Genomic DNA, 14,241 nt, shown 5'->3' with positions numbered 1-14,241 from the left:
GACCGCTACGCGGTCGGCCGGCCGGCCGCGCTCGGCGGATTCGCACCGGGGGCAGCGGGCTCGGGACGATTGCGTCGCCGGGGCACCACGCCGCCGATGCGCTGCCGAAGCCGCTTCAGCACGCGACGGAAGCCGACCTCCCGCTGCAGCCGGAACAGCCTCGGGGCGAGGCCCCGCGAGCGTTTCATACTGATCGGGAACGATCTCGTGATCTCGCTAATCGGCTTGCCTCTGAGGAACGCGACGAGGTCGCGCAGCCGGAGCGCGGGCGCGAACTCCCGTTCGAGTCCCCCGAGTTCTACGGCGTCGCGCAGCGGGGCGATCAATTCCACGTAGTCGGTGAAGCCCGGCTGCGTGCGGAAGTGCTCGAAGCCGAAGCGGAAGGCGTCGCGAGCGAGCTGCGCATGATCGAACGCGGGCAGGGCGAGGAAGTCGGCCGCGAACGCCGGCATCAGTCGCTCCATGGCGTCGAGCAGTTCCGGGTTGTGCGCCCGCGGCGAGATGCGCGGCACCAGGCGATCGTCGATGCGCTCGTACCCTTCGGTCGTGCCGTAGGGCAGGTTCGCGAAGATCGCCTCGATGAGCAGCAGCGAGTAGGACGCCGAGGTGTAGTTGTGCCGTTCGGCCGAGGTGGCCGACGGGTAGATGCTCCGCGCGTAGTAGAAGGGTGCGCCCGTGCCGATCCCCATCGACTCGAAGAGCCGGACCAGGCAGTCCTGGGTGTAACCGCGGCCCCAGTACTCGACGAAGGCGAACCGCTCGCCGAAGTCGATCTCCTGAGCCAGGTAGGCCGTCGTCAGCGCTCGATCGGCGTTCGCGATCTCGGCGAGCCGGCCGCGGTACGCGTGCGAGGCCCGCATCGTCTCGACGATGCCGGCGGCCTCGTGCGCGTTGAAGCTGCCCGCGGCGCGGAACTTCGCGAACTCGGGGAAGAGCGCGAGCAGTTCGCGCTCGTCGAGCCGGGAGGCCTCGACGAGGCCGGCGAAGCTGCGGATGCCGCCGAAGCTCCCGTGCGGGGCGAAGGTGTCGTCGTCGATCCCGTCGAGCTGCGACGCCAGCCGCCACGCCCGCCTCGATCCGTAGATGTAGCGGGTCTTCAGCGGAAGTCCCAGCTCCTCGATGCAGCGCTCCGCGATGCGATGGAGCAGGTGTCCGTCTCGGGAGATGAAGTAGAGCGTCTCGTATCCGCGGCCGACGGCGTCCTGGACCGCCCAGAGCACGTAGGGGACGAGGTAGAGCGCGGCAGTGCGGTAGGCGAAGAGCTCCTCCTGCGACAGCTCGCCGAAGCGCTGCTCGCGGAGCATGCCCGCGAGCAGGTACCCGTCGTACGAGCCGATGGTGTTCGCCATCGCCTGCTCGTAGGCGTCGAACACCGGCGTCGCGAGCTTCACGGTCGTGATGCCGAGTTCTGCGGCCATCCGGATGTCGGCGTGCGCGTTGTCGCCCGTGTGCACCCATCGCTCGAAGTCGTAGCCGACGTCCACGAACGCCCGGAGGTAGAGCTGCTTCGTCGACTTCTGCACGCCGAGCTCGCTCGACAGGTAGAGCGGCAGCTCCGCGAGCAGCGGATCGGCGCGCTCCAGCATGCGCGCGATGACCGGACGAGGGAGGTACATGTCGCTGATCAGGATGACCCGCTCCCCCGCCTCGTGCAGTTCACGCACCCTGGCGACGATCTCGGCATCCGGCACCACGTCGCGGAGTTCGTACTCGACCTCCCACGCCTTGATCCGGTCGAGCTGGGTCCGATCGAGATCGAAGAGCCGCCCGATCCGCTCGTAGATCGAGTCGAAAGTGATCTCGAACTCGGCCCCGGCTGCGCGGCGCGGGTCCTTCCGCAGTCCTTCGCGGACGGCGGCCTCGCTCTGCTGGCGCACCTCGACGAACCGCTGCGCGAGGAACTGGGGGAACTCGTCGCCGGCTCGGGCGATCTCGCGACGGACCGCGAGGAAGATCGAGACCGGCCGCACGGCGCGGCGGTGCATGACCGTGTCGAAGACGTCGAAGCTGTACAGCGTCGGCAGTTCGACATCGCGCACCACGTACTGCAGCGCATGCTCGATGATGCGCTCGATGGAGGCGTCGTCGTCATAGGACCAGAATCGTTCGCGCAACTCGTCGAGCTCCGGCTCGGCCACGCGGTTGTCGCCGCTCAGCGCGGTCAGGAGCGCCGGGAAATCCGTCGCGATGGTGCCGCGGGAGAGCTCGAGGTAGTCGAGACCCGGCTCCAGCGCCGTCGGTGCGTCGAGGTCGTACACGTAGCGGATGAACGAGGTCACCCCGGCGGCGATGAGGTCGTAGTGGATCGAGGAGTAGTCGACGATCGCCGTGTCGATCTGGTCGAACACCTCGTAGACGTCGTGGGCGTTGTCCCAGAACAGCAGCCGCGGGTGCTGCCCGTAGCGCCGCTCGAGCTCGCGATACGCGCGGTCGCCAACGAGTTGCGGGTGCATCTTCAGGATCAGGAGCTGATCGTTCTCCTCGAGCACCCGGACGAGCGCGTCGAAATCGGGCAGCGCTCGGGTCAGGAAGCCGGCGTTGCCGCTCAAGCGATAGGTCGGCGCGTACAGCACCACGTTCGTCTGCGCTGACAGCCCCCTGCCCGTTCGGAGTTCGTGCTCGAACGTCGTCATCGGGATGCGGGTCCGAGGCAGGGTGTTCTGCGGATACCCGGCGCGGATCACCTGCGACTCGTCGAAGCCGATCTGCTCGCGGAAGTGCGTCTCCATCATCGGCGAGGTCACGAGGAACAGCTGCGTATCGCGGTAGGCCTTGTTGTTGCGGATGTACTTCGCCGCGATCCGCGGCAGAAGCATGCCGGTCGTCATCGCCCGCTCGACGCGCTTGACGCCGACGCCGTGCCAGAGGTTCAGCAGCACGATCCCGCGCATGGCCGCGGGGATCCGCTCCTTCACCTGATTGACGACGAAGACCCCGGCCGCGCGCTGGATCCGGAGGCTCCCGGCACCGGTGAACGGGATCGCCTGGTAGCCCAGCGACCGGATGCGGCGGACGACCGCGGGCGAATCGGCGATCCAGTACGCGTCGAGGTCATCGCGGAAGCGGCTCACGAAGTGGAACAGCCACTTCGGGTTCCCCGAGAAGTCCGCCGCATTGAAGAGCCAGATTTGCCTGTCCCGTACCGCATCTCCCACGCGATTCCGCGCCTTCCACTCACCGCAGCGACCCGCCGCGTGCCCCACCGCCCGGGCGCATCCCGCCGGACGAGCCGCACTGCGGCCGGAAACAGATCCTAGTATCCCAAATCACATTCGGAGATTAGGCTCCACCATCGATGCCCGCTACCATCGAAGGAGCATGCGCTGCGCCAACCCGCACGTGTGTTCATGCAGGCCGAAACCCGCGCCTGACGCCGCATGCCCGAAGGAGTGAGTCCCACTGAAAACGACCGCCGTCGTCCTGGCCGGAGGGGTCGGCACCCGTGTCGGCCTCGGCATGCCGAAACAGCTGATCCGCATCGCCGGCAAGGCGATCGTCGAGCACACGCTGGAGCGGCTCGATGCGAACCCGGCCATCGACGCGGTGCTCGTCGTGATGAACGCCAGCGCGATCCACGAGCTCGACCATCTGCGCGACGACGCGCGGTTCACGAAGCTCGTCGACATCATCCCCGGCGGCGAGACCCGCAACGACAGCACGAAGGCCGCCCTCGCCGTGCTCCCCGCCGAGGGCAAGGTGCTCTTCCACGACGCGGTCCGGCCGTTCCTCGACGACCGCATCATCGACGACTGCGTCGCCGCGCTCGACGAGTACGACGCGGTCGACACCGCGATCCCCTCCGCCGACACGATCATCGAGGTCGACGAGCACTCCGTGATCGCCGGCATCCCGAAGCGGGCGGCCCTGCGTCGGGGACAGACGCCGCAGGGCTTCCGCCTCCCGGTCATCCGCCGCGCCTACGAGCTCGCGGCCGACGATCCCGCCTTCGCGGCGACCGACGACTGCGGTGTCGTGTTCACGTATCTGCCCGAGGTGCGCATCAAGGTGATCGAGGGCACGGCCGAGAACATGAAGGTCACCGAGCCGCTCGACCTGCACATCGCGGACAAGATCTTCCAGCTGCAGTCCGCCTCCTTCGCCGCGCAGGCGAGCGACGCCGAGCTGCCGAGCCTCGAGGGGCGCTCCGTCGTCGTGTTCGGCGGCAGCTACGGCATCGGCGCCGCGATCGCCGAGCAGGCCCGCACCGCCGGGGCGACCGTGCACGCCTTCAGCCGCAGCATCACGGGCACCGACATCAGCTCGCGCAAGGCCGTGCGGCGGGCGCTCGCCGCAGCCGCCGAGTCGGGCCCGATCGACTACGTCGTCGTCACGGCGGGCGTGCTCACGATGTCCGAGCTCACCCGCACGTCGAAGAAGCGCCTGCGGCGGACGGTGGAGACCAACCTCGTCGGGCCGGCCAAGGTCGCCCAAGAGGCCTACCCCTACCTCGAGGCCTCCGGCGGGCAGCTGCTGCTCTTCACGTCCAGCTCCTACACGCGGGGCCGCGCCGGCTACAGCATGTACTCGGCGACCAAGGCCGGCGTGGTCAACCTCACGCAGGCCCTCGCCGACGAGTGGGCCGATGCCGGGGTCGCGGTCAATTGCATCAATCCGCAGCGCACCCGCACCCCGATGCGGGTGCAGGCGTTCGGGGAGGAGCCGCCCGCGACCCTGCTCGACCCCGACGAGGTGGCCCGGGTCTCGCTGGCCGTGCTCGACTCCGGGCTCACCGGTCAGGTGGTCGACGTGCGCGTGCAGCCGGCCACGCCGCCCGTGCGCCGCACCACGGGGAGCTGAGCCGCCGCGCTACGCTTGACCGCATGACCCCGGCCCGGCGCGACACGCTCGTGGGCGCGTACGCGACCTTCGCCTTCTTCACGCTGTTCGCCGGCCAGTTCTGGCGGAATCTGCTCGGCTGGTGGGGCTTCGGGGCCGTCGCGCTCCTCGTGATCGCCGGCGGTGTGTGGCTCGTCCTCACGGTGCGCCCCGCCTGGAGCTGGCGGCGCGTGCCGAAGTCGACCCTGGTCTTCGCGCTCATCGCGACGGCGTCGATCGCCTGGTCGGCCTACCCGGCCTCCTCGGTACTCGGGGTCGCGCTCGCCCTCGTCACGATCTTCGTCGGCGTGGCCCTCGCCGTCTCGCTGAGCTGGAACCGCCTCGCTCGCGCCCTCGCCGGCGCCCTGAAGTGGATCCTCGCCCTCTCCCTCCTCTTCGAGCTGTGGGTGGCGGTCTTCGTGCGAGCGCCGCTGCTGCCGAACTTCCCCGATTTCGAGGTGACGGGCGAGAAGCTGCCGATGGCGTTCTATTGGTCGCGTGGGCTCCTGCTCGGCGGCGGCCCGATCGAGGGCATCGTCGCGAGCCGCAACCTGCTCGCGATGGTCGCGCTGCTCGCCGTCATCCTGTTCGCCACGATGCTCGCGGCCGGCAGCGTGCGCCGCGGCCCCGGCATCGCCTGGCTCGTCGTCGCCCTGCTCACCCTCGCGCTGACCCGCTCGGCGACGGTGATCCTCGCGGGCGCCCTCGTCGCCGTCGCCCTCGGCTTCGCGCTGTGGGCCCGCCGGGTCGGGCCGGAGCGGCGCCGACGAGTCTACGCGACGGCGCTCGCGGCGCTCGTCGCCGGCGCGACCGCCCTGATCGCCGGCTGGGACGTCCTGCTGCGCCTCTTCGGCAAGGGCGAGGACCTCACCGGGCGCCTCGACATCTGGAACGCCGTCCTCGGCATGGCGCTCGAGCGGCCGTGGTCCGGCTGGGGCTGGATCGGCTACTGGGCCCCCTGGGTGCCCGAGTTCGAGGATCTCGCCGTGCGGAAGGGGGTCACCTATCTGCAGGCGCACGACGCCTGGCTCGATGTGTGGATGCAGCTTGGCGTGCTCGGCCTGCTCGCCTTCGCCGCCATCGTGATCGGCGCGCTCTGGCGCAGCTGGTTCCTCGCGGTCGACCCGCCGATGGATGCGATGGGCGGCCGGCTCCGGCACACCGCCGCCTCGCTCGCGCCGCTCCTGCTGCTCGTCGCCTTGATCGGCCAGAGCTTCGCCGAGAGCCGGCTGCTCGTCGAGGGCGGCCTCGCGCTCCTCGTCGTCATCGCCTGGTCGACGAAGCGCGGCCAGTGGCAGCCGGAGCCGATGCCCGCAGAGGCGCCGCCCGTCCCAGCCCACCGGCTGCCGCCGCAGGCGGACGCATGATCCGGAGCGTTCGCCGATGACCGAACGCACGGCCGTCGCGGCCCTGCGCGAGTTCGCCGGGTCCGCGCGCTTCGCCCAGGCCCTCACGCTGATCGCGATCGGGCTCGCGTTCTCGACGCACGCGATCCGGAGCCTCATCGGCTGGCCGGGACTGCTCGCCGCGCTGACGGCCCTCATCGCCCTCTGCGGCGTCTCACTCGTCGCCAGGTGGCGCGCGGTCGAGTGGTACGGCATCCTCCCGCTCACCATCCTCGTCTTCGTCGGCTGGTGCGCGGCCTCGGTCATCTGGAGCGCCACCCCCGCACGGAGCGCCGCGGGGGTGGCGTACCTCGTCGCCTTCACCGTGCTCGGCGTCTACGTCGCGCTCATGCGCGACACGATCCAGATCGTCCGGGCCTTCGGCGACGTGCTGCGGCTGCTGCTGTCGGTCTCGCTGGTGCTCGAGGTGCTGTCCGGTCTGCTGCTCGACCTGCCGATCGTCTTCCTCGGCATCAAGGGCGACCTCGCCTCCCTCGGCCCCATCCAGGGGCTCTTCGGCTCCCGCAATCTGCTCGGCTTCGTGGCCCTCATCGCGCTGCTGACCTTCGTCATCGAGTGGCGCACCAAGAGCGTGCTGCGCGGTCGCGCGATCGCCTCGTTCGTCCTGGCGGCCGGATGCCTCGTCCTCTCCGGCTCCCCCACCACCTGGATCGCCCTCGGCGCAGCGCTCGTCGCGACCCTCGCGCTCTACGGCCTGCGCCGGGCCCGGCCGGCGACGCGCCGGAACTGGCAGCTCGCCCTGATCAGCACCGGCATCGTCGCCGTGGTGCTCGGCTGGGCGTTCCGGGTGCAGATCATCGAGGCACTCGACGCCCGCGGAGAGTTCGACGTACGGCTCGACGTCTGGCGAGAGCTCTCCCGGTACCTCAACACGAACCCGTTGCAGGGCTGGGGGTTCGTCGGGCCGTGGCCCGACCGCATCCCGTACACGTGGATCGAGGTGGCCACCGGCCGCCCGCACGAGTCCGCCCTGAACGCGTATATGGACGCCTACTTCCAGGTGGGCGTCATCGGCGCGCTGCTGCTCGTCGCGCTCGTCGGCGTCGCCCTGGTGCGCGCCTGGCTGCTCGCCTCGAACCGCCGCAGCGTCGTCTACGCCTGGCCCGCCATGATGCTCGTGGTGATCGCGGTCACGAGCTTCGCCGAGAGCTTCGCACTGCTCGAGGGCGGCTGGATGCTGCTCGTCGTCTGCGCGGTGAAGGCCGCCAGGGACATGAGCTGGCGGGACGCGCTCGCCGTGAGCGCACGTTGAGCGCAGCGGACTAGAATCATCGGGATGTCCGCACCGCAGTCCCCCGCCGACCTGTCGGGCTTCGTCGTCCCCGGCACCAGTCGCGGCATCGCGGACGTGTTCCGCTACCGCTATCTGCTGCGGCTCCTGGTCCGCAAGGGCGTGCTGACGCGCTACCACGGCTCGGTCCTCGGTTGGGCCTGGTCGTACGTGAAGCCGACCGCCCAGTTCTTCATTTACTACGTCGTCATGGGCGTCTTCCTCAACCTCAACCGGGGCATCGAGGCGTTCCCCATCTACCTGTTCTCGGGCATCGTGGTCGTGAACCTCTTCAACGAGGCGTTCGGCAACGCGACGAAGTCGGTCGTGAACAACAAGGCGCTCGTGAAGAAGATCTACCTCCCGCGTGAGCTCTTCCCGATCGCCGACGTCTTCATCGCCTTCGTGCACTTCCTGCCGCAGCTGAGCATCCTTCTCGTCGTCTGCCTCTTCGCGGGCTGGGTGCCGACGGTCGTCCAGCTCGCCGGAGCGCTGCTCGCGATCCTCATCGTGCTGCTGCTCGCGACCGGGCTCGGCATGATCTTCGGCGCCGTCAACGTCTCGTACCGCGACGCCCAGAACCTCGTCGAGCTCATCCTGCTCTTCGCGACCTGGACCTCGCCCGTGCTCTACTCGTTCACCATGGTGCGCGACAAGGCGCCCGGCTGGCTGTTCGACCTCTACATGGCCAACCCGCTGACCGCCGCGGTCGAGCTGTTCCACTCGGCGTTCTGGTACCCGACGACCTCCGAGCTCGCCGAGCGGCCAGAGCACCTGTGGCTCTTCGCCGGCACCGCGGTCGTCATCGCCCTGGTGCTGCTGCTCCTCGGGCAGCTCACGTTCCGGAAGCTGGAGGGGCGTTTTGCCCAGGACCTCTGACCCCCGGCCCCGCATCATCATCGAGGGCGTGCGCAAGACGTACCGCCTGCAGCACACGCAGTCCTTCAAGGAGACCTTCGTCGCCTGGATTCAGCGCAAGCGGATCTCGACGAGCTTCGAGGCGCTCGACGAGATCGACATCACGGTCGGCGAGGGCGAATCCATCGCGCTGCTCGGCTACAACGGCTCCGGCAAGTCCACGCTCCTGAAGCTCGTCTCTGGCGTGCTGCGGCCCGATGCCGGCCGTGTTCTCACCCGGGGTCGCGTCGCCGGGCTCATCGAGGTCGGCGCCGGCTTCCACCCCGACCTCAGCGGGCGTGAGAACGTCTACCTGAACGCGGCGATCCTCGGCATGTCGAAGGACGAGATCGACGCGAAGTTCGACGAGATCGTCGAGTTCTCCGAGATCGGGGAGTTCATCGACACCGAGGTGAAGCACTACTCCTCGGGCATGTTCGTGCGGCTCGCCTTCTCGGTGGCCATCCACACCTCGCTCGACATCCTGCTCGTCGACGAGGTGCTCGCGGTCGGCGATGCGCCGTTCCGAGAGAAGTGCAAGGCGAAGATCCGCGAGCTCGTCGCGGCCGAGAAGACGCTCTTCATCGTGAGCCACGATCTCGGCATGGTCTCCGACCTGTGCAGCCGGGGCATCGTGCTGCGGCGGGGCCGGATGGTCTTCGACGGCGAGATCGCCACGGCGATCGAGACGCTCAAGGCGTCCAAGCGCTGACGGAGTGAGCGCCGAGCGCGGCTCAGCGCGCGGCGTCCTCCCGCCGAAGCCCCTCGAACACGAGGTCGTACAGCTCGGCCGCCCGCCGCGCCTCCGAGCGGAGTTCGTCGAGTTCGCGCCGCAGCTCGGCGATCTCGCCCTCGAGTCGCGCGACCTCGGGCGACGACGTCGGCCGGGTCTGACGCGGTCGCCCTGCGAGCCTGGACATCGCTCGACGGATCCTGCTCATCGCACTTCCTTCCGGGGCCTCGTGCCCTCGCTCGACGAAGCTGCCGCTCCGAGCTCGACCGTGGTGAACCGCCGCATGCCGGCGCTCGTCCGACGATACCCCGTACCGAGGACGCGGAACGACAGTCCGAACGGGGCGATCTCCTGGGCGAGCCACTCCAGGGGCAGATGCCAGGTGTCGGGCCGCACGTGCTCGTAGTGCAGCGAGGGGTTCACCGGGAAGGACGCCACGGCACGCCCCGATGCGCCCAGCACGAGCTGCAGGAACCGGAATACGTTCGCCCGCGTCTGGCGGGTGAGGTAGGCGAGGACGTCGCTCAGCAGCACGTTCGGCGCCGCCCCCGACTCGAGCTCCTCGGCAGCCAGCGCGAGGAGCTCGCGCCGGTCGGCGGCGTTCACCCGACGGACTTCGAAGCGACCGCCGGAGAGCTGTTCGGCGGCCGTCACGGCGCCGAGCGCGTAGTCGGCGGCCAGCACCCGGTGCCCGCGCTCGGCGAGCAGCCGGGAGTTCTCGCCGATCCCGCTGCCGAGGTCGATGATCCGGGCACCCCGGGGCACCAGCCGGTCGAGCTGCTCCGCATCGGCGTACCAGCCGGCCGCGGCCCGGCCGATCCAGTCCTCCCAGAAGTGACGATTGAGGTCGTAGACGCCGAACCAGTTCTCGAAGCGGCGCCGCGTCGACGACGGCGTGCGGAATCGGAACGAGGGGTCGGGAGTGCGCCAGCCGGGCCCGTAGCAGAGGGCGAGCCAGCGTTCGGGATCGGCGACGGCCGGGAACTCCCGCCCGGCGAGCCGGACGGTGCCGAGCGGGAGGATCGCCTCGACCGGCAGCTCGCCGCGCACGGCGATCGGCTGATGGTACGTGCCGTCGTGGTGAAAGCCGAGGAACACGTCGACGTGGGCGGTGCCCCGCTCCCCCGTGATGATCACCTGCAGGTGCGCATCGCTGTGGCGCACGACCCGGTGCGACGCGGACTCGAGTGTGCGCTGGATGCGGTAGGAGGCGAGCGACACGTCGGTCGGCCCGAGCTCGCCGAGATAGACGAAGACGTCGACGTCGTCGTCGCGCTCGATGATCTCACCTGAGCGGATGGCGCCGAGCAGGGTCCCGCCGGTGATGCTGACCGTGTACCCGCCGCGCTCCAGCACCTCGACGACCTGTTCGAGGCCGTCGATGAGCAGCGCGTGCAGGTCCCGGCTCGGCGCGCTCGCGAGTTTGCCCCACTTGTCGACGACGAGCCCCGCCTGCCCCAGCGAGCGGAGATCGCGACCGAGTCGCGGCTCGCCGAGCGAGTAGCGCCCGGTGGCGAGCACCGCCCCCTGGGCCGAGCGCACCGCGACGACACCGCTGCCGCTCAGATAGGGGTGCAGGGCGCGCGGCCACGGGATCCGATGCGTGCGTGGCCCGGGCCGCTCGGTCTTGCCCGACCAGAGCCGGATGCCGCCGATCTCGACGTCGACGTCGAGCTCGCGCTCCCCGGCCTCAGCGGGCCACTCGATCCAGCGACGCCTCGCAGTCAGCGGGCGCGGGAGCGCGCGGGGCATCGGCTGAGTAGACATCGCACCTCCATGCCCCCGTCGGCCGTTCGCCGTCTCCCGCACCCCCAGTCTATGCACAAGCATTCGCGCCGCCTCCCGGATGCGGGCTCCCCGGTGGGGCAGAATGGATCGACTGCCCCTCCCCCCGGGCAGCGACCCTGCCCGAGGAGCCCCCGCCGGATGAAGAAGAGCACCGCAGCGCGGTTCGCCGGGGGCTACGGCCTGTCCGTCGTGCTGAGCGGGATCGTGAGCCTGGCGGTGATCCCGACCGTCATCATCGCGGCCGGCGACGCCGCGTGGGCGGCGATCGCGGTCGCGCAGGCCGTCGCCGGCTTCGCCGCGGTGTTCGCGGTGTACGGCTGGGGCGTGGTCGGGCCGACCAGGGTCGCCGAACTCGACCGGGCGGGTCGCGGCACGTACTTCGCCGACTCCCTGCTGAGCCGGCTGTGGCTCGCAGCGGTGATCGTGCCGGCCGCGGTGGTGATCGCCGTGGTCCTCGTTCCCGACGCTCAGCTCCTGGCGGCGCTGACGGTCGCCGCGGGCACGCTCGTCGGGCTCGGCGCGGGGTGGTTCTTCGTCGGCGAGGCGAGCCCGCTCCGCTTCCTCCTCCTCGACACGATGCCGCGGCTGCTCGGCACCATCGCCGGGGCGGTCGTGCTCGGCTTCACCGGCAACGCCATCTGGTTCGCCGGCCTCCAGCTCGTCGGCGTCGTCATCGCGGCGATCGCGAGCAGCTGGAACATCATGCGGCGCTATCCCGCCGGGCCGTTCACCCTCTCGCCGGCTCGGGCCGTCCGCAACCTCGCCGGCCAGGCCGCGCCCGTGACCATGTCGGCGACCTCCTCGGTCTACCTGAACGTGCCGATCGTGCTGGTGGAGCTCTTCATCCCCCAGGCGACGGCGGTCTACGCCCTCGCGGAGCGCATCGTCCGACTCGCCCTGTACGCGACGCGGCCCATCGTGCAGGTCGCGCAGGGCTGGGTGCCGACCGGGGATCCGGTGCGGACGGCGCAGCGCGCCCGCACGGTGACCCTCGTCGCCCTCGCGCTCGGCGCGCTCGGCGGTCTCTGCTACGCCCTCGCGGGGCCGTGGATCGGCAGCGTGCTCTCGGGGGGCTCGCTCGAGATCACGAGCGCCCTCGCCATCCCGATGGCCATCAACCTCTTCGCCATCCTGGCCTCCCAGCTGACCGGCTTCGCGTGCCTCACGGCGCTCGGTCTCGAGCGCGTGCTGGCGAGCAGCACGGTCGCCGGCGCCATCGTCGGCACCGTGTGCATGATCCCGCTCATGCTGCTCCTCGGCGTTCCGGGGGTCGCCTGGGGGCTCGCCGCCGCCGAGCTCTGCGTGCTCGGTCTCCAGCTCCTCCGGCTCGCACCGCGGCTTCGCAGCTCCGCAGGTTAGGCTCGTAGGCGCCCCGGCCGACCCCGGGGAGCACCGACCACTCGGAGAGAACCACCGTGGCAACTGAATGGACCGAACTCCAGCGCGTCGTCTTCCCGCAGGACGGCGACCCCGACGTGCTGCCCCTCTACGTCGACACCGACGTGTGGGCGCGCTTCGGCGGCCGTGAGGTGCGCGTCAGCGACCGGGCCCACATCGACGATGTGCTCGGCCGCCGGTCCTTCCGGGTGGCCGCCGGCGAGCGCGCCTCGTTCGCCGCGTACTTCAACGCGTTCCCCGCCTCGTACTGGCAGCACTGGACGGTCGTCGACCGCATTCGGCTCCGGGTGTCGGCGACCGGCAGCGGCACGCTGCTCGTCTACCGCTCCACCGCCCAGGGCGTGCAGCAGCGGGTGACGACTGAAGCGCTCGAGACCGGAGCCGAGGCCACGGTCGAGCTGCCCGTCACCACCTTCGGCGACGGCGGCTGGTACTGGTTCGACGTCGTCGCCGGCCGCGACGACATCGTCGTGTCGGACGCGGTCTGGGAGACGGATGTCGCACCCGTGAGTCGTGGCACGGCCTCGATCGGCATCACGACGATGAACAAGCCCGACTACTGCACGCGCACGCTCGAGGCCATCGCCGACGACGCGGACCTCGATGACCTCGTCAGCCGCGTCTACGTCGTCGATCAGGGCACGAGCCTCGTCGCCGACGAGCCCGAGTACCCCGAGGTGTCCGCTCGTCTCGGCGAACGCCTGCAGCTCATCCAGCAGGCGAACCTCGGCGGCTCGGGCGGCTTCGCGCGCTCGATGTACGAGACCCTCGAAGCCGGCGACGCCGAGTACCTCATCCTGCTCGACGACGACGTGACGATCGAGCCCGAGAGCATCGCCCGGAGCATCCGCTTCTCCCGCTTCGCCAAGAAGCCGGTCCTCGTGGGCGGGCACATGTTCGACCTGTTGAACCGACCGGTGATGCACGCCTTCGCGGAGACCGTCGACCTCTCCCCCTTCATGTGGCACGCGCAGCCGCACGACGAGGTGCCGCACGACTTCCGCTTCGGCAATCTGCGGCAGACCAAGTGGATGCACGCCAGGATGGACGCCGACTACAACGGCTGGTGGTTCTGCCTCATCCCCGTCGCGGCGATCCGCGAGGTCGGACTCTCCCTGCCGGCCTTCATCAAGTGGGACGACGCCGAGTACTGCCTCCGTGCCGGCGCGCACGGCTTCCCCACGGTCACCCTGCCCGGGGCGGCGCTCTGGCACGTGTCCTGGCTCGACAAGGACGACTCGATCGACTGGCAGGCCTACTTCCACGCCCGCAACCGCTTCGTCGCCGCCCTGCTGCACTCCCCGTTCCCCGACGGCGGGCGCATCACCGACGACAGCTTCCGCTGGGACGTCCGCCACCTCCTCGCGATGCAGTACTACCCCATCACGCTCCGGCACCGGGCGCTCCGCGACATCCTGCGCGGGCCGGCGCACCTGCAGCAGGAGCTGCCGACCATCCTCGGCTCGCTTCGCGCCATGGCGAAGGAGTTCCCGGAGAAGACGGTCCTGCACGACGGGGACATCCCGGCGACCGTCGAGGGCAAGAAGGTCTTCCCGCTCCCGCTCGACGGCAAGCCGGCGAAGGGCCCCCGCGGCATCCGGCTGGCGATCTTCACGGCGCGCATGTCGCTGCGACAAGCACTCACGAAGCCGGCCGCGCGGAACGTCGCCGCGCCGCAGGTGGAGCTCGCGAAGCGCGACGGATCGTGGTTCCGGCTGCCCTACTACGACAGCGCGCTCGTCTCGACGGCCGACGGCACCGGCAAGGTGCGATACACCCGCGATCCGGCGCGCTTTCGCCGGATGATCCGCGAGAGCCGCCGGCTGCACCGCGAACTCCGCCGCCGCTGGCCCGAGCTGTCCAAGCAGTACCGCGACGCGCTGCCCGAGATCACGTCGCCCGCCGCCTGGCGGAAGACCTTCGACGGCGAGTAA

Annotated in this window: 10 protein-coding genes; 7 read left to right on the top strand and 3 right to left on the bottom strand. The window is 70.2% G+C overall.

From position 1 onward, the window contains the following. Window positions 1-5: 5 nt before the first annotated feature. Window positions 6-3,155: a CDP-glycerol glycerophosphotransferase family protein gene (locus ACFWE1_RS09570; protein WP_376933242.1), complete on the bottom strand. Its 3,150-nt coding sequence runs from the start codon at window positions 3,153-3,155 to the stop codon at window positions 6-8. 244 nt (window positions 3,156-3,399) lie between these two features. On the opposite strand from ACFWE1_RS09570, the gene ACFWE1_RS09565 reads away from it, so the two are divergent. Genes ACFWE1_RS09565 through ACFWE1_RS09545 form a run of 5 tightly spaced genes read left to right on the top strand, consistent with a single transcriptional unit; the run spans window position 3,400 to window position 9,100 of the window. Further along, complete coding sequence (locus ACFWE1_RS09565) at window positions 3,400-4,797, top strand: SDR family NAD(P)-dependent oxidoreductase (protein ID WP_376933500.1); 1,398 nt, start codon at window positions 3,400-3,402, stop codon at window positions 4,795-4,797. Between the two features lie 23 nt (window positions 4,798-4,820). Beyond that, a complete protein-coding gene (locus ACFWE1_RS09560; RefSeq protein WP_376933241.1) occupies window positions 4,821-6,182 on the top strand; it encodes an O-antigen ligase family protein in 1,362 nt (453 codons plus the stop codon). Between the two features lie 16 nt (window positions 6,183-6,198). Continuing rightward, window positions 6,199-7,473, top strand: coding sequence for an O-antigen ligase family protein (locus tag ACFWE1_RS09555; RefSeq protein ID WP_376933240.1), 1,275 nt, complete (start codon window positions 6,199-6,201; stop codon window positions 7,471-7,473). Window positions 7,474-7,497: 24 nt separating this feature from the next. After that, window positions 7,498-8,370 (top strand): ABC transporter permease, encoded by an 873-nt coding sequence (locus ACFWE1_RS09550; protein ID WP_376933239.1) that lies wholly within the window; start codon window positions 7,498-7,500, stop codon window positions 8,368-8,370. Then, on the top strand, window positions 8,354-9,100 hold the full coding sequence (locus tag ACFWE1_RS09545; protein WP_376933238.1) for an ABC transporter ATP-binding protein: 747 nt from the start codon (window positions 8,354-8,356) through the stop codon (window positions 9,098-9,100). The genes ACFWE1_RS09550 and ACFWE1_RS09545 overlap by 17 nt, the downstream gene beginning before the upstream one ends. A 22-nt stretch (window positions 9,101-9,122) precedes the next feature. Here ACFWE1_RS09545 and ACFWE1_RS09540 read toward each other — a convergent pair whose 3' ends face one another. Beyond that, window positions 9,123-9,308, bottom strand: a complete 186-nt coding sequence (locus tag ACFWE1_RS09540) for a hypothetical protein (RefSeq protein WP_376933237.1) — start codon at window positions 9,306-9,308, stop codon at window positions 9,123-9,125. Window positions 9,309-9,325: 17 nt separating this feature from the next. Further along, window positions 9,326-10,873: a hypothetical protein gene (locus tag ACFWE1_RS09535; RefSeq protein WP_376933236.1), complete on the bottom strand. Its 1,548-nt coding sequence runs from the start codon at window positions 10,871-10,873 to the stop codon at window positions 9,326-9,328. Between the two features lie 174 nt (window positions 10,874-11,047). Between ACFWE1_RS09535 and ACFWE1_RS09530 the strand changes: the two genes are divergently transcribed. Together ACFWE1_RS09530 and ACFWE1_RS09525 are read left to right on the top strand one after the other, a co-directional pair. Beyond that, on the top strand, window positions 11,048-12,268 hold the full coding sequence (locus ACFWE1_RS09530) for a hypothetical protein (protein WP_376933235.1): 1,221 nt from the start codon (window positions 11,048-11,050) through the stop codon (window positions 12,266-12,268). A gap of 56 nt (window positions 12,269-12,324) precedes the next feature. Next, window positions 12,325-14,241, top strand: coding sequence for a glycosyltransferase (locus ACFWE1_RS09525; RefSeq protein WP_376933234.1), 1,917 nt, complete (start codon window positions 12,325-12,327; stop codon window positions 14,239-14,241).

This window comes from Agromyces sp. NPDC060279, assembly GCF_042726785.1.
In the GTDB taxonomy this organism is placed as follows: Bacteria; Actinomycetota; Actinomycetes; order Actinomycetales; family Microbacteriaceae; genus Agromyces.
The sequence above is the reverse complement of the archived record's forward strand: the minus strand, read 5'-3'. Positions and strand labels throughout refer to the sequence as shown.